The following is a 19447-nucleotide window of genomic DNA, read 5'->3' as shown; positions in this document are numbered from 1 at the left end:
TCGGCGCGCTTGTGGAAGGGTGTGCACAAAAAGGCGAGTTATTCACATGGTTATGCTCAGGTTGGGGAGAGTTCTCACCAGGTTATCCACAGAAAGATTTCGTGGATGGGGATAACCTGCAGTCCGAGGGGTGCACAATTCGGCCTGAGGTGCATAGAGTGGTGCGGGCTGTCTCTCGACGAGGTGCGGGCAGCCACCTCGACTGACCACGGTGTGACCGTGCGGCGCTCCGCACGAGGAGCGATGTCGCAGGGTGCTGTCATGCTGACGGCGACGGATCGCACGGCGGAGGAGGCCACTCATGATGAGCATCGCAAACATCACGGGCGACGCCTCTGGTGGGTCTCGCTCGAAAGGCGACTGGAAGGACGACCGCCGTGGTGGGTCTCGCGGCGAAGGGTTCGCAGGCACGCTCTCCGGAGTCGACCGCACTCCGCCGCATGACGATCTGAGCGAGCAGTCGGTGCTCGGCGGCATGCTGCTGAACAAAGACGCCGTGGCAACCGCTCTCGAAGAGGTCAAAGCCACCGACTTCTATCAGCCGAAGCACGAGATCATCTTCAACGCGATCTTCGACCTGTACTCTAAGGGCGAGCCGACCGACGTCATCGCCGTGACTGACGAGCTGACCAAGACCGGACAGATCTCGCGCGCCGGGGGCATCGAGTATCTGCACACGCTGACCGCCATCGTGCCGACGGCCGCAAACGCCGGCTACTATGCGCGCATCGTCCAAGAGAAGTCGCTGCTGCGCCGCCTGGTCGAAGTGGGGACGCACGTCGCACAGCTCGGGTACAACGCCGAGGGTGAAGTCACTGATCTGGTCAATGAAGCGCAGGCCGAGATCTACGGGGTCGGCGGCAAAGATCAGTCCGAAGACGTGAGCCCGCTGTCGGCGGCGGTCGAGAAGGCCATCGCCGAGATCGAATCGGCCAAGGGACGTGACGGTTCGATGACCGGCGTGCCCACGGGCTTTGTCGATCTCGACAAGCTGACCAACGGCCTGCATTCCGGCCAGCTGATCATCGTGGCTGCTCGACCTGGTCTCGGAAAGTCGACCCTGGCGCTCGACTTCGCCCGCTCTGCGGCCATCGCGCACAATATGCCCACGGCGTTCTTCTCGCTCGAGATGGGGCAGACCGAGATCGCGATGCGACTGCTCTCGGCCGAGGCGGGGGTCGAGCTGCAGAAGCTGCGCAAGGGCATGCTCGACGGTCAAGACTGGACCACAATCGCTTCGACGCATGGGCGCATCAACGACGCGCCGCTCTATCTGGACGATTCTCCCAACCTGACGTTGGTCGAGATTCGTGCGAAGTGCCGTCGTCTCAAGCAGCAGATCGGCCTGAAGCTCGTCGTCATCGACTACTTGCAGCTGATGACCAGCGGCAAGAAGGTCGAGTCGCGTCAGCAAGAGGTCAGTGAGTTCTCGCGCGCACTCAAGCTGTTGTCGAAAGAGCTGAACGTGCCGGTCGTCGCCCTGTCGCAGCTGAACCGTGGCCCAGAGCAGAGACAGGACAAACGGCCTGCTCTGAGCGATCTGCGTGAGTCGGGCTCGATTGAGCAGGATGCCGACATGGTGATTCTGCTGCATCGCGAGTCGAGCTACGAACCCGGAGCGGTCTCGGGCCTGGGAGAGGCCGAGATGATCGTGGCCAAGCACCGTAACGGCCCGACGGCGAATCTGCGAGTGGCGTTCCAGGGGCATCTGTCGCGTTTCGCGAACATGGCGTACAGCGACGTCGAAGAACCGGTCTAAACGAACGGTGTATTTGCTGTGTTCCATATTTTTTGTCGGATAATATCCGACAAATGTGCAATATTGCAGCAAGGTAAACGATTGTTGCGAAGTGGTGAATGCGCGGTGACTCCACGGTCCACGCTCCTAGAGTGACTCTTGTCCCCCAGGGCTGACAGCCTGCCCAAAGGTCACTGTCAGCTCAGTCACATGTGCCTAGTGTCGCGCCTTCGTGAAAGAGTCCCACATGCCCATCTCTCGACGTCACTTTCTTCTTGCTCTGAGTTCGGCTGCTGCCGTGAGCACACTGAACGCCTCGCGGCCACCGGCCGCCGTCGCCGCAGAGGTCTCCGCCGGCCTCGAAGCGGCGGCCGCAGACCATCAGGTGCCGATATCCGTCATCGCCGCCTTCTGCGTGCTCAACCACGATGGCTCGAACTCCCAGTCGGGCCTTCCGACGACCCTCGTCGACGGATCCTCTGCGCGTCAGGCGAGAGACGCAGCGTACGGCGGCAGCGCGCCGGCACCTGTCGACCAGCTGGGTGAAGCCGTTCGGCTCTCCGGCCGACCTGCACAAGAGGTCGTGAGTGATCCGGCGGCCAACCTCCAGGCGGCTGCAGCGCTGCTCGCCGACGCTCAGCGGCAGTCCGGTGGAAGCCTGGGCCGGGACACCGACCCCGCCGACTGGATCGCGGCGGCGACGCTGGTGAGCGGCCGCCCGTCTCTCGACGCTCAGACTTCGTTCGCTGACGGTCTTCGCGAGCGTCTGGAGCAGGGCACGACGCTGAAGGTCGGCCGTGACGTCGTACGCCAGCCGGGTCGGTCAGTCGACCGAACCGGGAGCGACAGGGCGCTGCGCCGACGCCGCGACCGGTGGCATCACGCAGTGCCGTCGTCATCGCCCGTCGACGCGCCGCGCGACCTCGGCGTGGAGTGGGTCGAGGCGCCATACCTGCAGACGGGCGCCGGCGCCGGAGACTACGGCAACCATGATCTCGGCGACCGGCCGCGCAGTCCCTCGCTCGACATGGTCGTCATCCACGACACCGAGTGCTCATACGATCAGGCGATGAACCTCGTACAGGACCCGAACTACTTGGCGTGGAACTACACCGTTCGCTCCTCAGACGGAAAGATCGCCCAGCACCTGCGCACGAAAGACATCGGCTGGCACGCTGGCAACTGGTACGTCAACACGCACGCCGTCGGCGTCGAGCACGAGGGGTACGCGATCAGCGGCACCGAGTGGTACACCGACGCCATGTACCGCAGGTCGGCTCGTCTGGTCGCGTATCTGTGCGAGAAGTACCGCATCCCGGTCGATCGCGGCCACATCCTCGGACACGACCAGGTGCCCGCTCTCAAGACTGAGGGCATTCGCGGCATGCACTGGGATCCGGGACCGTTCTGGGACTGGGAGCGCTACTTCCGCCTGCTGGGCAGGCCTCTCGACCGGGGGACGACGCCGGCAGGACGTCGTCTGCGCCCGGGCAGCACCGTTCGGATCCTGCCCGGATTCGCCGAGAACCTGCAGGTGATCACCGGCAGCTCCGCGCAGGGCACCCTCGACGGCTCGCCGACCTCGTGCAACTTCGTGCCGCTGCGCACCGCGCCCGACGACAACGCCCCGCTGCTCGTCGACGTCGGACAGCATCCGAATGACACCCCCACCACCGACGTCGCCGATGTCGGCGCTCGTGCCTCGGCGGGCACGGACTACGTCGTCGCCGACGTACGCGACGACTGGATCGCCGTCTGGTACCTCGGCGCTCGCGGCTGGCTGCGCAACTCGGCCCGGCGGCCCGTCGTGCGGGTCGTGTCGCGCCCGACGGTCGCTGAGATCCGGCATGACGACACGGCGGTCTTCGGCGCCGCCTACCCAGAGGCCTCGGCCTTCACGAATGCGGCGGATGTGGTCGAGGCCCCGCCTCTCGTCTACCGGCTCGGGCGAGGGCAGCGCTATGTGGTCGTCGACGACCGACCGGCGACCGACTACTACCGCGCGCAGACCTTCGATCCTGACACCCCCGGCGATCATGTCGACATCGTGGGACGCACCCAATACCTCTTGGTGTATCTCGGGCACAGACTCGCCTTCATCAAGCGGGATGACGTGAGGCTGCACCGCTAGGTCTTGAGCCGAGGCAAGACCGCCGTCATCCCACAGCATGCGTGGAAGGAAGAGATTCGTGAACAGACAGACGCTTCGTGCGGCGCTTTCCGCCCTGACCGCGATCGGGGCCGTGCTCATGATCGGGGTGCCCACCGCGACAGCCGATGAGCTGCCGCAGAGTGAGGCCCAGCCGAGGACGGCCGACTTTCAGGCCTGGGACTCCGCAGCAGACTTCAGTCTCGGAGAGAGGAAGGGAGTCGAGATCGACCGCAACGAGACGCTGAGTCTGACGTCGATGCCCGAGGGGCGCACGTCGTATGCCGACCCCTTCGCAGATCATCGTGCAGCTGTCGAGTATGAGACGGGCACATGGACGTCACCTGTGCACGACATCGGCTTCGAGGCCTCAGACGCCATCGTCTCGTGGAACGCGACGACTCCGACCGGCACCTGGGTGCAGAGCGAGATGCGCGGCCGGCATGCTGACGGAACATGGACCGACTGGTTCGTGATGGGGCGTTGGGCCAGCGGCATGGACTTCGCCGCCGGCGACATCCACCGCACCTCGGTCGACGGGCAGTCGAACGCCGACGGAGACGTCTACACCGACACGTTCTCAGCCGCCGACGGCAGACCGATCGTGAGCGACCAGGCGCGGGTGACCCTGCTGCGGCCGGTCGGGGCGCTCGCCGATGTGTCGGTCTCACTGGTCAGCGTCGTCGCCTCTCGTCTTGGCACGGGAACCACGACGACCAGCACGTCGAGCATGACAGAAGACACCGTGCTCGACGTGCCGCAGCTGTCACAGGAGATCCATCGCGGAGAGTACCCGGAATTCGACAACGGCGGCGAGGCCTGGTGCTCACCGACCTCGTCGAGCATGGTGCTCGGGTACTGGAAGAAGGGGCCGACGTCGGCAGATCTGCAGAGCGTCACAGCGCCGAACGGCGACCCGCAGGTCGACTGGGCGGCGATGCACACCTATGACTTCGCATACGAAGGGGCAGGGAACTGGCCCTTCAATACGGCGTACTCCGCGTCATTCGGTCTGAAGAGCTTCGTGACCAGGATGCCGAGCCTGGCCGAGGCCGAGACGTACATCGCCGCAGGCATTCCTCTCGTCGTATCGGTGGCGTTCACACGCGCAGAGCTGCCTCAGGCGGGGTACTCGACGAACGGACACCTGCTCGTCATCGTCGGATTCACCGCTGCGGGCGATGTCATCGTGAACGACCCGTACTCGCCGACCAACCAGGACGTGCGGCGAATCTACCCCCGTGCGAACTTCGAACGGGTCTGGCTGAACGGCTCGAACGGCACCGCCTACGTCACGCTGCCGCAAGGTCACCCGCTGCCCGGAGAGGCCTCGCCCGTGTCTCCCACGACGCCGACAGACTCCGACCCTGCGAACCCGGAGCCGTCTCCGGCTGGCCCGACGGCACCTGCCGTGCAGCAGAATCCCGTGCCATCAGCGGGTGCGGAAGACCAGCAGGGTGTGCCGAGCTCGTCTGTCACGGCAGGCGACCAGCCGCAGCAGCTTGCGCAGACCGGATCTGACCTGGCGGCTTGGCGTGCCGCTGCTGCTGTCGCGGCAGGAGTCACGCTGGCCGGGCTCTTCACCGCCATGGTCGGACGTCACAGGAACGTGCGTCGGCGCGCTCGCGGCAGGTGAGACGATGGCGCTGGTCGAAAGGCAGCTCGACTAGACTCAAGTCGATATGAATGAGATCTCTGCGAGCGAACGAGCGCTCATCACGACTGTGACGCCCAAAGCCTGGTGGTGGGTGCTCGCTCGCGGCGTCGTCAGCGCTGCCGTGGGCGTGATCATCACTCTGAGCCTGAACCACACCGATCAGTTCACCGCAGTGCTCTTCGCGATCTGGGCCGTCGGCGTCGGCATCTCGCTGGTCGGTTTCGCAGCCGCAGGCCTCACCGAGACGATGTCTCGTCTCTACGTCGGCGTGCTCGCAGGCGTCACGGTGCTGGCCGGCGTGCTGAGCACGTTCTGGCAGGGAATGACCGACCAGCCGATCTCGACGCTGATTGCCGTCTGGGCGATCGTGGCCGGGCTGGTCGAGCTCTTTCTCGGGCTGCGTCTCTCGGCCGGGTCGGACATGCGGGCCGACCACATCATCGCCGGAGCGCTCACGGTGCTCTTCGCCGTTGCGGAGTTCTTCGGCGGGTCAGGCACCACTTGGGCGGCCGGTCTGCTGGGCTTCTACGCTGCCCTGGTCGGCGTGCAGCTCATTCTGGCCGGCGTCGGACTGCGCAGCGTCGGCCGCAGGGCTGCTGCCGACGGCTCGGCTGAGATCCACCAGTCTGGCGTGCATCGTGCAGACGGCGAAGAATCTGAAACGGAGCAGCGCAACGCATGACTGAGCAGCACGAATCCGCGTCGAGAAAAGAACCCGAAGACGCGAACCGCAGGGCACAGGAGCAGAAGCGCCCGCCGATGCAGGCTCGCGCGAAGCCGTACGAGATCGTAAGCCTCGCGGGAGTCTTCAGCATCTTCGCCGCGGTGGTCGTCATGATCGGAACCCGTTCGGTCACCCTCACTGCGACCGCTTTCGGCGTTGCGTTCATCGTGGTGCTTGTCGTGTTCGCGACTCTGGCGCTGACGGTGAAACCCGATCAGAGCGAGAAGCAGGAGATCGAGCGCGAGCGGCGGCAACGCGAGATCGACGAAGCGATTCGCCAGGAGGCCGCTCGCATCGAGGCACAGACTGAGCGCGTCAAGAGGCTCAACGACCGCATTCAGGAAGAGCAGGCCGCAGGCGGCGCAGGGCGCAGCACCACTTCGGCAGCGGGTCGCACAGCGCCGGACGCAGCTGCGGACGCAGCCGCAGGCGAGGCCACCGGTGACGGCAACTCTGAGGGCAAGACGGGTGACTCGCAGCACTGACCGCTCAAGGCCGACTCTCACCGATCTCAGCCGCAGTCTCGTCGGCTGACGTGTCGGGACTGCTGACGCCTGCGCTGTCAGCATGATGGCGTCGCAGGGCTGTGCACGGACCTGCGCGGGCAAGAGCCGTGGCGGACCACCGTTGGCCGTGACGGCCGGTCTCTGTTAACACAGACGACACAGCTGCTCTTCTAGACTGTTCGACATGCAGCCGGCAGACGAGGGCCGGCTGCGCAGGTCATGCGACCGCTTCAGTTCCCACAAGGAGAAAACACCGCGCATGAGCAAGATCATGGATGCCCAGACCGTTACCCCGCCCACCGCGGACATACGCCAGGAGACAGACCTGCTGGGCTCGCTGGACATCGACAATTCGCACTATTACGGCATCAATACGGAACGTGCGCTGCACAACTTTCCGATCACGCACAAATCAGTCGGCAACTATCCGGAATTCGTCAATGCTCTGGCCGTGCTGAAAGAGGCTGCGGCCTCGGTGAACGCCCGTCTGGGGCTCATCAAACCCGACACCTCGAAGGCGATCGTCGACGCCTGTGAGCGCATCCGCTCGGGAGCGCTGCACGATGAGTTCGCCGTCGGCATGATCCAGGGCGGCGCAGGCACGTCGACCAACATGAACGCCAATGAGGTCGTGGCCAATGTCGCCCTCGAAGAGATCGGTGCCGCAAAGGGACGCTACGATCTGATCGACCCGCACAATGACGTCAACTGCTGCCAGTCGACCAACGACGTCTACCCCAGCGCCATCAAGATCGCCCTGCTGCTGATGCTCGACGAGCTCAGCGAGGCATTGGCCTATACAGCCGATGCCTTCGCGGTCAAAGAGAGCGAGTTCGCGCATGTGCTCAAGCTCGGTCGCACCCAGCTGCAGGATGCCGTGCCGATGACGCTCGGCCAGGAGTTCGGCACCTATGCAGAGATGATCCGCGCCGACATCAAGGTGCTGGCGGCCGCACGTGCGCTGCTCAAAGAGCTGAACATCGGCGGCACCGCCATCGGCACAGGCATCAACACTCCACCGGAGTACGCGCCGGCGATGATCGTCGAGCTGAACCGACTGACCGGGCTCGGTCTCTTGGGCGCCGGCAACCTCGTCGAGGCGACACAGGACGTCGGTGGTTTCGTGCAGCTCTCAGGCGTGCTCAAACGCATCGCGGTCAAGATTTCGAAGGTCTGCAACGATCTGCGGCTGCTGTCGAGCGGCCCGCGTTCGGGCCTGGGCGAGATCAACCTGCCTCCGGTGCAGGCTGGCTCGTCGATCATGCCCGGCAAAGTGAACCCGGTGATTCCCGAGGTGGTCAACCAGGTCGCGTACGAGATCATCGGCCACGACGTGACCATCTCGCTCGCGGCCGAAGGCGGGCAGCTGCAGCTGAATGCCTTCGAGCCGATCATCGCGCATTCGCTCTTCGAAGAGATTCGTCATCTCGAACGCGCTCTGCGCACACTGACCGATCGCTGCATCGTCGGCATCACGGCCAACACCGAGCATCTTCGCGAGCAGGTGTGGAACTCGGTGTCGATCGTCACCGCTCTGTCGCCTGTGCTCGGCTACCAGACGGCCACGCGCGTTGCGCAGGAAGCGCTGGAACAGAAGCGCAGCATCCCCGACATCGTGCGAGAAGAAGGACTCATGAGCGATGAGCAGCTTGAGGCCGCTCTGCTGCCCGAGCACCTGATTCACCCGTGGATCCCGGTGGTCGAGGAGTGAACTGACCCCGCGAACGGCGATCGGGCTGCCACTGTGCCGCACGGTATCTCACAGACCGTCAGTCCGGCCAACACCATGTCCGAGGCCAATGCCGGTTTTGCATCTGCAGTGACGTACGCAGACTTCATTCGTTGATGCCGAGGTCGGTCATCGGCAGGTCTCTGAAGCGCCCGTTGACCATTACCGACTCAAGTGAACGTCTTACGTGGTCGGTGGTGCGCGAGGCCTGAAGTCACACAGTGAAGCCTGTAGGGAACGGGTCTGTCGGGTCGAGCATCCACTGAGCCGTACCTGTGACCCAGGCTCGGCCTGTGATCTCGGGGATGACTGCGGGCAGGTCGCCGACCATGGTTCTGCCGACAAGCATTCCTGTGAACGTCGTGCTGATCAGAGACTCATTGACGAACGGCGTCTGGAGCGGGAGTTCACCACGTGCGTGCAGCTGAGCCATGCGTGCACTGGTGCCGGTGCCGCACGGCGACCGATCGAACCACCCCGGGTAGATGGCCATGGCATGACGAGAATGTCGAGCGGTCGAGCCCGGTGCCTGCAGATACACATGGTGACAGGTGTTAATGCTGGGCTGCTCAGGGTGCTCAGGGTGCTCAGGGCGGTTCGTCGCGTTGATGGCGTCCATGATGCGCAACCCGGCGTCGAGCATCTCTGCGCTTCGAACTCGATCGAATGGCACTCCGATCTGGTCGAGCCGCACAATCGCATAGAAGTTGCCGCCGAATGCGAGGTCGTAGGTGACCATGCCGAGCTCCGGCACGCTCACCTCCTGATCCAGCGCTTGAACGAAGGAGGGGACGTTGCGGATGGTGACCGCTGTGGCATGGCCCTCGCTGACATGTACGCGCGCCGTGACCAAGCCAGCCGGCGTATCGAGCCGGATGACCGTAACCGGCTCGACGGCAGGCACCATACCGGTCTCGACGAGCACGGTGGCAACGCCGATGGTGCCGTGACCGCACATGGACAGGCAGCCGGAGACTTCGATGTAGAGCACTCCGAAATCGGCGTCTGGGCGGCAGGGCGGCTGTAAGATGGCGCCGCTCATGGCACTGTGCCCGCGGGGCTCAGTCATGAGCAGTGTGCGCAAGCCGTCCTGGTCGGCCATGAACCGTTGTCGGCGCTCTTCCATGGTTGAGCCGGGAAGGACGCCCACCCCGCCGACGACGACACGCGTCGGCATGCCCTCGGTGTGCGATTCGACTGTGCTGATGATCCGTGCAGTTCTCAAGTGTCCTCCTGCGAACGCTTATCCCGCGAAGTCTTCACCGCACAAGCCGTTGCAGAGAGGGGGCGTCCGATGTCGGGGCGTTCTGAGCTTGTCGGTCATGAAGATCGCTCGATTCGTTGACGACACGGAGGCTCCTGACTCGAGTCGGCGAACACACCGCCGCATCCTCTGGTGCTCTGCTGTTGGCGCTTCGAAGGTGTGTCTGAAGATGCCGCACTTATGCAGCATAGATCTGCGGAAGGTGCTCCGCCTTCGAGTAACGAGGAATTAACGACAGAACAGGAGCGAATATCGAGACGTAGCCATTGAGTAATCAGTGTGCAATACTCGGATACCTCGTTCTCGAGAATCATGGCACTTCCTGATGTCTTGCTCGCCAACTGCAAAGAACGTCCATGGCTCCTGCCACGTGTCAGTCTCCAGAATCGCCTCGCTCGTTCGCGAAGAACACTTCGACATGCCAAGGAGGTCATGGGGGGTCCGAATGCGCCTCATTCCTCAACCAACGAATTCGAATCGGCTCACGTCGTACTCTTCTTGAGGGTGTGGACGCCCGTGCGATTGAGAGGTACGGGGACTCGCCGAATCTGTGCCTCGTTCGGCAGAAGGCCGCAGGTTACGGCCGCGTGACGGAACACGCCTGACATGGTGTCATGACCGTGACTCTCGCATGAGGTGCCTCATCTAGACAAGGCGGGATCCATTGGTGCGGCGTGGGCGACCGGACATCTGGCTTCCGTAGCGATCTTCATTGGAAGCTGACGCGCGGTCAAGACCGATTTCAGACTGGCGGAAAGCTCTGAGCTGTTGTGAACAGACCGCATCGGGTTCCTCGTCGTTTTTCTGGCAGACGAGATGTGCGGACGAGTCGATGCGTCATACGCGGATCGTACATTCTGCAGACATCGTGCTCGGTGAAAACCGATTGATGAAGTGAACTGCAGCGGACACCTCTGTGAAACACACAAGAAACAGCTCGTCGATAGTGTGATGTCACGTTCGCTGCAGGGGTGAGTTTCGTAATCGAGTCTCAGCGTGCGAACACGTGCGACTGTGCTGGCTGCACGGTTCTACAAGCTCGATCTCTGAACTCAGAAGCTGTTTCATTCGAGAGTCTAAGGAACGGAAAATGGAAGCACCGATTATCACGATGCCGAATGATGTTGTGCATCTCGGCGTCGATCTGGAGCACATCTCCAAACGATTCGGCGATCATGTCGTACTTGATGATGTCTCTCTTCATGTGGAGCCCGGAAGCGTTACGGCATTGATCGGCCCATCAGGAGCAGGAAAGAGCACGTTTCTGCGGTGCATAAACCTGCTGGAAGTCCCTGATTCTGGAGTGATTAAAGTCGACGGACACACCATCGAACCCGGTAAGCAGGTGTCGGCAAAAGACCTCACCGCTCTGCGTCGCACGGTCGGCATGGTCTTCCAGTCATTCAATCTCTTTCCCAACCTCACGGTTCTCAAAAACGTAAGCTTTCCCCAGCAGAAAATACTGGGTCGTTCGAAGGCAGAGGCAGATGAGCGTTCGCTTGAACTGCTCGACCGCGTCGGCCTGAAAGACAAAGCCGACCAATATCCTGCGAGGTGTTCGGGCGGTCAGCAGCAGCGTATTGCGATTGCTCGAGCCCTTGCACTCAACCCCAGCATCATGCTCTTCGACGAGCCGACCTCAGCGCTTGACCCGGAGCTCGGGCTTGAGGTGCTTGCGGTCATGCGTGAGCTTGCGGCTGCGGGTATGACGATGATCGTGGTCACACACGAGATGTCATTTGCTCGTGACGTCTCCGATCACCTCGTGGTCATGGCCGACTGCAAGATCATCGAGCAGGGAGACCCTCGAGAGATCATGAGCAACCCGAAGGAAGAGCGCACCAGGCGCTTTCTTCGCGCAGTCCTGGAGCGCTGACCGTGGGCGCCCTCACAGCTGTTCTTCTCGGCTTGCCACTGACCTTGCTGATCACCGTGGTCTCGTTCGTCATCGGTTTCATCTTGGCGATTCCTCTCGTCGTCGCACTCCGATCCGAGTGGGCGCCGGTGCGTCTGTTCTTCCGTTTCCTGGTCGATCTCATACGCGGTATTCCGATCATTGTTTGGCTCTTCATCATCTACTTCGGCATCGTCATCGGTCACTTCAAGTTCAAGCCGATTCAGGCTGCGATAGTGGGATTCAGTCTGATCTCCGCGGCGTATCTCGCAGAGATTCTTCGAGGTGGCATTCAATCAGTGCACTTCGGACAGTGGGAGGCTGCGGAGGCGCTTGGGCTCAAACGTTCCACAGCGTTCCTCAACATCGTCGCGCCGCAGGCGTATCGCATCACTTCGCCTTCGATCGCCACGTATCTGATCGGTCTGCTGAAGGACTCATCAATCGCGTCAACGATCGGAGTGACGGAGATGGTCTACTACTCCACCAACTTCGCGAGGCAGAACCCAGGACCGGATGCGCTCACCCCGTTCTTCATCGCGGCACTGGTGTACATCGTGGTGAGCGTGCCGCTGGCCGTGCTCGCGCGCAGACTCGACGCTCGTCTGAGGAAGGCTGCCTGACATGGATATTCTTCAGTACTTGCCGCGTTTCCTGAGCGGCCTGCAGATCAGTCTGTATGTGACGGTCGTCTCCGTCGCCCTGGGCTATGTGATCGGGCTGCTGCTGGCTGTCGTGGTCTCTGCCCGGAACCCATGGCTGAAATGGCCCGGGCTCGTCCTCGTGGAGCTCGGACGCGGAACGCCTGCGCTTGTGATGCTCTATATCGTCTACTTCGGGTTGCCTGCGATCAACGTGCTCTTCGACAATGTGGTGGCAGCGATCATCGCATTGACCATCACCACTGCCGCCTATTCATCAGAGATGATTCGCGGTGGTCTGCAATCAGTGGCGAAGGGACAGGTGGAGGCCGCACAGGCTCTCGGCCTCGAACGACGAACTGTCTTTGGACGAGTCATCGTTCCCCAAGGGCTCCGGTCGGCGATCCCCTCGCTTATGGGTCTTGCCATCCAGATGTTTCAGGCGACGTCGCTGGCCTACTCGATCGCCGTTCCCGAGCTGATGAGCGCGGCCTACCAAGTGGGCAATGCGACATTCGAATACCTGAAGGTCTTCCTGATCGCAGGAGCTATCTATGCGGTGATCTCGATGCCCGTCACCTGGCTGTCGGTGTTCGTCGAGCGTCGTATGAACCGGAACTACTCATGAGGAGGAACACGCTGTGAGGCGCTCAAGCACAGAGTTCTGCTGCGCCTGACCCCGACATGAACGGTGCCTGTCCTCTTCGACAGCCACCATGATCGAGCTGTACTCGAAAGGATCATTGCAATGAACAAGAAACTGACGACGCTGACCTCGGGCACGGCGATCCTCGCATTGGCGGGCATCGCGCTGGTCGGCTGCTCAAGCGACTCGGGCAGCTCGCAGAACAAAGACTGCACTCCCGCACACTCAGGTCTGAGCACCGCCGCTGAAGGGAAGCTCACCGTGGGCGTTACCGACACACCTCCGTTCAGCGCCAATGCGGCCGGAGGTGCCGCCACTGGTCTCGACATCGACATCGCGAAGAAACTGGCGGAGATGGAGTGTCTCGACGTGGCGTACACTCAGGCGACCTACGCCAATTCGATCCCCATGATCAGTCAGCAGAAGACCATTGATATCACTACCGGCGCCTGGTACCCGACTGCTGAGCGCAACAAAGTCGTCGACTTCTCAGGGCCCATGTACACCGACTCCATGTCGATTGTGTCGAAAGACGGTGTCAGCACGGTCGCCGGTCTCGAGAGTCTTGACGCCGTCGGCACCGTTGACGGCTACCTCTGGACCGAGGACCTCAAGTCGGTGCTGGGAGACAAGCTGCAGACCTACCCGAGTTCGGTCGAACTTCAGCAAGACCTCCTCAACGGACGGGTGGGCGCCGCCGTGGACTCCTATGGTGTGCAGGTCTCGGAATACAAGGATCAGACTGATTACACGGTGAAGATCGCCGAGCCTGACAATCGGGTCGTGGCATCGGTGGAACCAGCTCAGACGGTGTTCCCCATCTCGAAGGAGAACTCGGGACTGAAGGAGGCTTTGGACGCTGATCTGAAGAAGATGCGGGAAGACGGATCCCTGGCGGAGCTGGTCAAGTCCAACGGCTTTGACGAGAGCATCGTCGTTCCCGCCGAGACAGATCTCAAGATCATCGGCTGATCAGACTGATTCGAAGTCGGAACTCGAGCGGGTGAGACATCTTTTCCCATGGTGTCTCACCCGCTCTTCTCTCAGGGCGGCTGCTGTCACCATTCCGGTGGTCGCAAACCTCCGCCAACGTTCGAGATCAGCAGACCATCTTCATATAGGGCGTCTTACCGGACAGTCCGGGCGGCGACGCCACGACGCGGTTCTCGGACGTCGACCGGCAAATGCCGGACGTCAGAAACGAATGAACGATTTCAGTCAGAGAAAGGAACGAACGATGAGAATCGCAGTCGTCGGTGGGGGAGTCGTCGGTCTGATCAGCGCTTACCAGCTGGTGCGCAGCGGGCACGAGGTCACCGTTTTCGAGAAGCACCGCATCGGGGCGGGAGCGTCCACGGGCAATGCATGCCTCGTGAACCCCGGGTCATCGTTCCCTGTGCCCGCACCGGGCGGCTTCAGTCAGGCAGTCAGATCGTTCGGTGGGGGTACAGCCCTGTTGATTCGGCCCCATCTTCGTCCTTCGTACGTGCGATTCCTGCTTGGCATGGCTCGGGCATCCAACCAACGTGTCTTCGACAGACAGACAGACGCGTACTCATGGCTCGGCAGAGAGGCGCTGGCCGCCTTCGACCGTCTTGACGACACCGGGCTCGAGTACGAGCGGCACAATCGAGGGCTGGCAGAAGTGTTCACCGAACGAGACCAGCGAGATCGGTATCTGCAGCAGTACCAGCGCGTGAGTTGGATGGCACCCAAGGTCAGGGCTGTGGAGGGAAACGAGCTCGCCACCCTGGAACCGGCCCTTGCCGACGTTTACCGTTTTGGCGTCTGGACCCAGGAAGCGCGGCAGGTGAACCCCACCAGTCTCATGCAGGCGCTGCGTGACGCGATCGTCACAGCGGGCGGGGCGGTGCGCGAAGAGACGGCGGTGCGTCGTCTTCTGCGTTCGTCCAGCGGACAGGTCAGCGGTGTCAGCACTTCGAGCGGAGAATTCACGGCAGACCGTGTGGTGATCGCTGCAGGCTACACCTCGCCTGAGCTGACACGTGCCCTCGGTCTGCGTCTGTGCATGGAAGGTGGCAAAGGGTACAGCGTCGACTACGTGGCCCCGGGTCATGGCATCGTCGGCACGGTGATTCTGGAAGACTCGCACCTCGCGCTATCCGTCTTCGGCGATCGTCTCCGGGTCACCAGCTTCATGGAGTTCGGTGGGGATTCGGCGGTCAAAGACCGGGCGATCTCGTACATCACAAGTCACTTTGAGCAGGCGTTTCCCGGCGTTGACAGTTCCCAGCGCACGGCGGGGTGGGCTGGGTTCCGTCCCATGGCGCCAGACGGCATGCCGGTCATCGGCAGTGTGCCGGGGGCACCGGAGGTCATACTCGCCACTGGGCACGCCATGCTCGGCCTGAGCTTGGGGGCGATCACTGGAGAGGTCATCAGGGATTTGGTCGACGGCACTCTGGACGAGGCGAGCATTCCCAAGGAGTTCTCACCCGGAAGGTTCGCATGAGCCGCAGAGAATCTCTGCGACTGATGCCGTTCTCGGCGCTCAAGTGTATTTCGACGAGTTTACGAACAGTCGGCTCTCACCCCGCAGCGCTATCGCATTGAGCACGAGCTGGCCGTTGCGATGCGCAGGCGCATCTTCCGTGGCGGTCTGGGCCCATCGGCTGCACACGCTCGTGAGAGCTCGTTCGCTCTCATGCGCGCGGCGTCTGCTTCGCTTCGCAGTCGCAATGAGCAGGAAACCACGGGGAAACATCCGGTTTCTACCATCACGGAAAGAGGGATTCAGAGCGAGCCCTCGGCCTCCGGCTCTGCACTCGGTATCTGGGCCGAACACCCGCAGCATCCACATCGAGCAGTTGGAGAGAGGAACACCACATGGTAGAAACCATCAGCGTCGGATCAAGCGTAGCCGCCTACAGCCATGCCAAGGTCGTCGGAGGGCTCATCTTCACATCAGGGGTCACCAGTCATGATCTTGAGACCGGCGAGGTGCGTGGAACGACCATTGAAGAGCAGACCGAACTCGCTATCGGTCTACTGCGGAAGATCTTGGAGAAAGCCGGAGCCGGCCTTGGCGACCTCGTGCAGGTGAAGGTGTACCTGAACGACATCACCACAGATTTCGCCGGTTTCGATGCGGTCTATCGACGCCTGATACCGGCACCATTTCCTCCGCGTGCGACCGTGGGAGCCACGCTGCCGGGCTATCACATCGAAATGATGGCCGTCGCTGCGGTGCCGGAATCATGACCCTGCATTGGCCGAATCGGGTCTACGGCGAACTCGGTCCTGAAACGGACGGTCTGCGACTGCGTGTCGGACAGAACCAGAACATGGGCGGGTTCCCCATCGGCATCGTGTTCATCGACGGTGTGCGTTATCCATACATGCCTGGAAACGTGTGCAACGGGTGGACCTATGATTTTCCGGTGCGCCTCGCTGCCGTTCCCGAGCTGCAGGTCACAGAGCTCTTCGCCGCCGATGACAGCATTGCCGAGCGGGTGATAGACACCTGCCTTGGTCTGCAGCGCGAGGGTGTGCGTGCCATCAGCTCAGGGTGCGGATTCTTCGGCAACTTCCAGCGTGAGGTGCGTGACGCGCTCGATATTCCAGTTGCGCTGTCCAGCCTCGTGCAGATTCCATGGATCGAGCAAGTGGTGCGCTCAGACGAGTCGATCGGTGTGCTCACCGCTTCGTCTCCGGATATCACATCGAAGCTCTTAGAAGGATGCGGGATTGCGCACCCCGAGCGTCTGGTAATTCGCGGGCTGCAGGAAGCCCCCGAGTTCTCAGCCATCATTGAGGGCCGAGGGGAGTTCGACAACGGCGAGGTCCGTCGTGAACTGGTGGCGGCGGCTACGGCGCTTGTGGCGGAGTCATCAGCGCCGATCGGCGCGATTCTGCTGGAGTGCAGCGACATGCCTCCGTACGCATCCGCCGTTCAGAGCGCCACGGGGTTGCCCGTCTTCGACTTCATCACGCTGATCAGATGGCTCGAATCGAGCGTGTGCCAGACACCGTATCGAGGTTTCCATTGAGATGCGACGACCACGGTGAGCCCCCACGAGCACTGCACGACGGATGCGTGAGAGAGACACGCATGAGAGGAGCACGAACATGACAATCCCCAAAGTGGTCTACTTCAACATCCCGGATGACCTCGCCTACGAGCGCCAACTGCTCGCTGAGTGGGGTATCGCCGATCAGATCGATCTGATCGAGGTGAAGACTGAGGACAACAGGCCCGAGACGTTTCTTGAGGCTGCGCAGGACGCCGACGGCGTGATCGTGGAGTACTTCGAACTCACGGGTGACGTGATGAGGCAGATGCCGAATCTGAAGATCGCCTCTGTGCAGGCGATCGGCTCGAACAACATCGACTCGGCGACGGCGAGCGAACTCGGCGTCGCCGTGAGCAACACCCCGGGGTTCTGCGTCGATGAGGTGGCCGTGCACACTGTGGGGCTGATTATCGACCTGTCCCGGAACATCTCTCGTCTCGACCGCAGTGTGCGGGCGGGCAAGTGGGATCCGATGGACGCTCCGATGCCGCACCGACTCGCCGGCAAGACCGTCGGGCTTGTCTTCTTTGGTGGCATCCCCCAGCGAATGGTCCCGATGCTGAAAGCTCTGGAACTCGACGTGGTGGTCTTCGCTCCGACTAAGTCCGCAGAGATGCTTGCTGAGTTCGGTGTGCGCAAGGCAGAGTCGCTCGAAGAGCTTCTGCGCGAGAGCGACTACGTCTCGTTGCACACGCCTCTGCTGCCCGAGACCCGAGGACTGATCGGAACCGAGGAACTGGGGATGATGAAGCCCACGGCGTTTCTGATCAACACCGCACGTGGTGCCGTGGTCGATGAAAAGGCTCTCGTCTCCGCACTGGAAGCCGGAGGCCTCGCAGGGGCGGGAATCGACGTCATCGAAGACGAGGACACCGAGCAGACTGAGCTTCGTCGCTTCGAGAACGTCGTCATCACACCACACGCTGCGTTCCTCTCGGAGGAATCGTTTCTCCAAGCCAGGCGACAGTCGCTACAGTGTCAGATCGACCGACTCGTCCACGGGGTAGCGCCTCGGCACTTGGTCAATCGCGACCTCCAGATCTGAACGAAGGACTCATGAGCTACATCTCTCGCAATCCGTATACCGAAGCAATCGAACACGAGTACCCGGACGCCACTGACGCTCAGGTGGAACAGGCATTGGCCACTGCGCACAGCGCGTTCCTCGACTGGAGCCACACCGATCATGCGCAGCGCGCAGAGCTGCTTCGAGCCGTGGGGCGCCTGCTCACAGAGAGGACCGAAGAGCTGGCAGCGGTCCTCACGCGTGACATGGGCAAGACCATAGGCGAGGCCCGAGCCGAGGTGGGAACCTGCGTGCGCATCCTCACGTGGTATGCGGACCATGCCGAGAAGTTCCTGCAGCCGCGCACTGAGCTCGCCGCGAACTATAAGGGAGGCACCTATCAGATCGTGCCGTCTCCTCTCGGAATCATCTTCATCGTCGAGCCCTGGAACTTTCCGTACTACCAGATCGCCCGTGTGCTTGCGCCTCAGCTGGCAGCAGGGAACACGGTGATTCTCAAGCACGCCTCGAACGTGCCGGGTGCAGCCCAGGCCTGGCAGACCGTGATGGACGACGCCGGTGCGCCCCGAGGACTCTTCACCAACCTGTTCGCCACGCATGATCAGAGCGCCAGAATCATCGCAGATCCACGAGTGCGCGGCGTTGCACTGACCGGCAGTGAGGCCGCAGGTGCCGTCATCGCCGGGCAGGCGGCTCAGGCGCTCAAGAAGAGCACCATGGAGCTGGGCGGCGCTGACGCACTGATCGTCCTGGAGGACGCTGAAGTCGAGAAGGCGGCTCGCTGGGCTGCCTACGGCCGGCATCGCAACGCGGGCCAGGTCTGCGTTTCATCGAAGCGCATGATCGTCGTGGACGCGGTCTACGACCGCTTCGTCGCAGCCTATCTCGCCGAGGTGGGGAAGCTTCGCACCGGTGATCCCTTCGATCCCGACACCACTCTCGCTCCGCTGAGCACAGAAGGAGCTCGTACGGATCTTCAGGCGCAGGTGGAGCGCGCAGTGGCCGCCGGCGCGACCGCACAGTACGTCGATCTGCCAGTTCCGGAGCACGGCTGGTTCTTTCCACCGGTGGTGCTCAGCGACATCAGCCCGGACAACCCGGCGTATCACGAGGAGTTCTTCGGGCCGGTCACGCAGCTCTACCGCGTGGCGGACGAGGACGCCGCGGTCAAACTGGCGAATGATTCGCCGTATGGACTGGGAGGATCAGTCTTCACCGCAGACGAGCAGCGGGGACTTCATGTCGCTCGCAGGCTCGACACCGGAATGGTCGCCGTCAATCGTCCGTCTTTGGGAGGCCCCGACGTGCCGTTCGGGGGAACCAAACGATCAGGCTACGGGCGGGAACTCATCGACCTCGGACTTCTGGAGTTCGTCAATCAGAAAGTGATCGGTCTCGGCGATATCGACGCATAGGCTCTCAGACTGTGTTTTGGAGG

At 62.3% G+C, this 19447-nt stretch carries 16 protein-coding genes; 15 read left to right on the top strand and 1 reads right to left on the bottom strand.

Features of this window, described 5'->3' with window-relative positions:
* Positions 1-304 precede the first annotated feature (304 nt).
* The 6 genes from dnaB (at position 305) to F8O09_RS06505 (ending at position 8485) form a co-directional block, all read left to right on the top strand.
* Positions 305-1759: a replicative DNA helicase gene (dnaB, locus tag F8O09_RS06530; protein WP_158031742.1), complete on the top strand. Its 1455-nt coding sequence runs from the start codon at positions 305-307 to the stop codon at positions 1757-1759.
* Between the two features lie 277 nt (positions 1760-2036).
* On the top strand, positions 2037-3869 hold the full coding sequence (locus tag F8O09_RS06525; protein WP_192497592.1) for an N-acetylmuramoyl-L-alanine amidase: 1833 nt from the start codon (positions 2037-2039) through the stop codon (positions 3867-3869).
* A 58-nt stretch (positions 3870-3927) separates the two neighbouring features.
* A complete protein-coding gene (locus F8O09_RS06520) occupies positions 3928-5523 on the top strand; it encodes a C39 family peptidase (protein ID WP_192497591.1) in 1596 nt (531 codons plus the stop codon).
* A 46-nt stretch (positions 5524-5569) separates the two neighbouring features.
* Positions 5570-6226 (top strand): HdeD family acid-resistance protein, encoded by a 657-nt coding sequence (locus F8O09_RS06515; RefSeq protein ID WP_158054339.1) that lies wholly within the window; start codon positions 5570-5572, stop codon positions 6224-6226.
* Complete coding sequence (locus F8O09_RS06510) at positions 6223-6753, top strand: hypothetical protein (RefSeq protein WP_158054338.1); 531 nt, start codon at positions 6223-6225, stop codon at positions 6751-6753. Before F8O09_RS06515 ends, F8O09_RS06510 begins: the two co-directional genes overlap by 4 nt.
* A gap of 280 nt (positions 6754-7033) precedes the next feature.
* Positions 7034-8485, top strand: coding sequence for an aspartate ammonia-lyase (locus F8O09_RS06505; protein WP_158054337.1), 1452 nt, complete (start codon positions 7034-7036; stop codon positions 8483-8485).
* Between the two features lie 232 nt (positions 8486-8717).
* Here the strand turns inward: F8O09_RS06505 and F8O09_RS06500 are convergent, their stop codons facing one another.
* Positions 8718-9728, bottom strand: coding sequence for a proline racemase family protein (locus tag F8O09_RS06500; protein ID WP_158054336.1), 1011 nt, complete (start codon positions 9726-9728; stop codon positions 8718-8720).
* A 1045-nt stretch (positions 9729-10773) separates the two neighbouring features.
* Between F8O09_RS06500 and F8O09_RS06495 the strand changes: the two genes are divergently transcribed.
* The 9 genes from F8O09_RS06495 to F8O09_RS06455 all read left to right on the top strand — a co-directional run bounded on the left by F8O09_RS06495 (position 10774) and on the right by F8O09_RS06455 (position 19424).
* Positions 10774-11643, top strand: coding sequence for an amino acid ABC transporter ATP-binding protein (locus F8O09_RS06495; RefSeq protein WP_318655752.1), 870 nt, complete (start codon positions 10774-10776; stop codon positions 11641-11643).
* A gap of 2 nt (positions 11644-11645) precedes the next feature.
* A complete protein-coding gene (locus F8O09_RS06490) occupies positions 11646-12284 on the top strand; it encodes an amino acid ABC transporter permease (protein ID WP_158030535.1) in 639 nt (212 codons plus the stop codon).
* Position 12285: 1 nt separating this feature from the next.
* Positions 12286-12930 carry an amino acid ABC transporter permease gene (locus tag F8O09_RS06485; protein WP_158030536.1) on the top strand — a complete coding sequence of 215 codons (645 nt, stop codon included), beginning with the start codon at positions 12286-12288 and terminating at the stop codon, positions 12928-12930.
* Between the two features lie 120 nt (positions 12931-13050).
* The gene (locus tag F8O09_RS06480; protein WP_158054335.1) at positions 13051-13920 is read left to right on the top strand and encodes a substrate-binding periplasmic protein; all 870 of its coding nucleotides are present in this window, start codon (positions 13051-13053) and stop codon (positions 13918-13920) included.
* Between the two features lie 265 nt (positions 13921-14185).
* A complete protein-coding gene (locus F8O09_RS06475) occupies positions 14186-15421 on the top strand; it encodes an NAD(P)/FAD-dependent oxidoreductase (RefSeq protein WP_192497590.1) in 1236 nt (411 codons plus the stop codon).
* 374 nt (positions 15422-15795) lie between these two features.
* The gene (locus F8O09_RS06470) at positions 15796-16170 is read left to right on the top strand and encodes a RidA family protein (protein ID WP_158054333.1); all 375 of its coding nucleotides are present in this window, start codon (positions 15796-15798) and stop codon (positions 16168-16170) included.
* Entirely contained in the window at positions 16167-16958 is a 792-nt protein-coding gene (locus F8O09_RS06465) for an aspartate/glutamate racemase family protein (RefSeq protein ID WP_158030540.1), read from the top strand. The genes F8O09_RS06470 and F8O09_RS06465 overlap by 4 nt, the downstream gene beginning before the upstream one ends.
* Before the next feature lie 79 nt (positions 16959-17037).
* Positions 17038-18027, top strand: coding sequence for a C-terminal binding protein (locus tag F8O09_RS06460; RefSeq protein WP_158054332.1), 990 nt, complete (start codon positions 17038-17040; stop codon positions 18025-18027).
* 11 nt (positions 18028-18038) lie between these two features.
* Positions 18039-19424 carry an NAD-dependent succinate-semialdehyde dehydrogenase gene (locus F8O09_RS06455; protein ID WP_158054331.1) on the top strand — a complete coding sequence of 462 codons (1386 nt, stop codon included), beginning with the start codon at positions 18039-18041 and terminating at the stop codon, positions 19422-19424.
* Positions 19425-19447 lie beyond the last annotated feature (23 nt).

The sequence above is a fragment of the Pseudoclavibacter sp. CFCC 11306 genome (assembly GCF_008831235.1).
Classification (GTDB): domain Bacteria; phylum Actinomycetota; class Actinomycetes; order Actinomycetales; family Microbacteriaceae; genus Pseudoclavibacter_A.
Note: the sequence above shows the minus strand (reverse complement) of the source record. Positions and strands in the feature narration are given on the sequence as shown.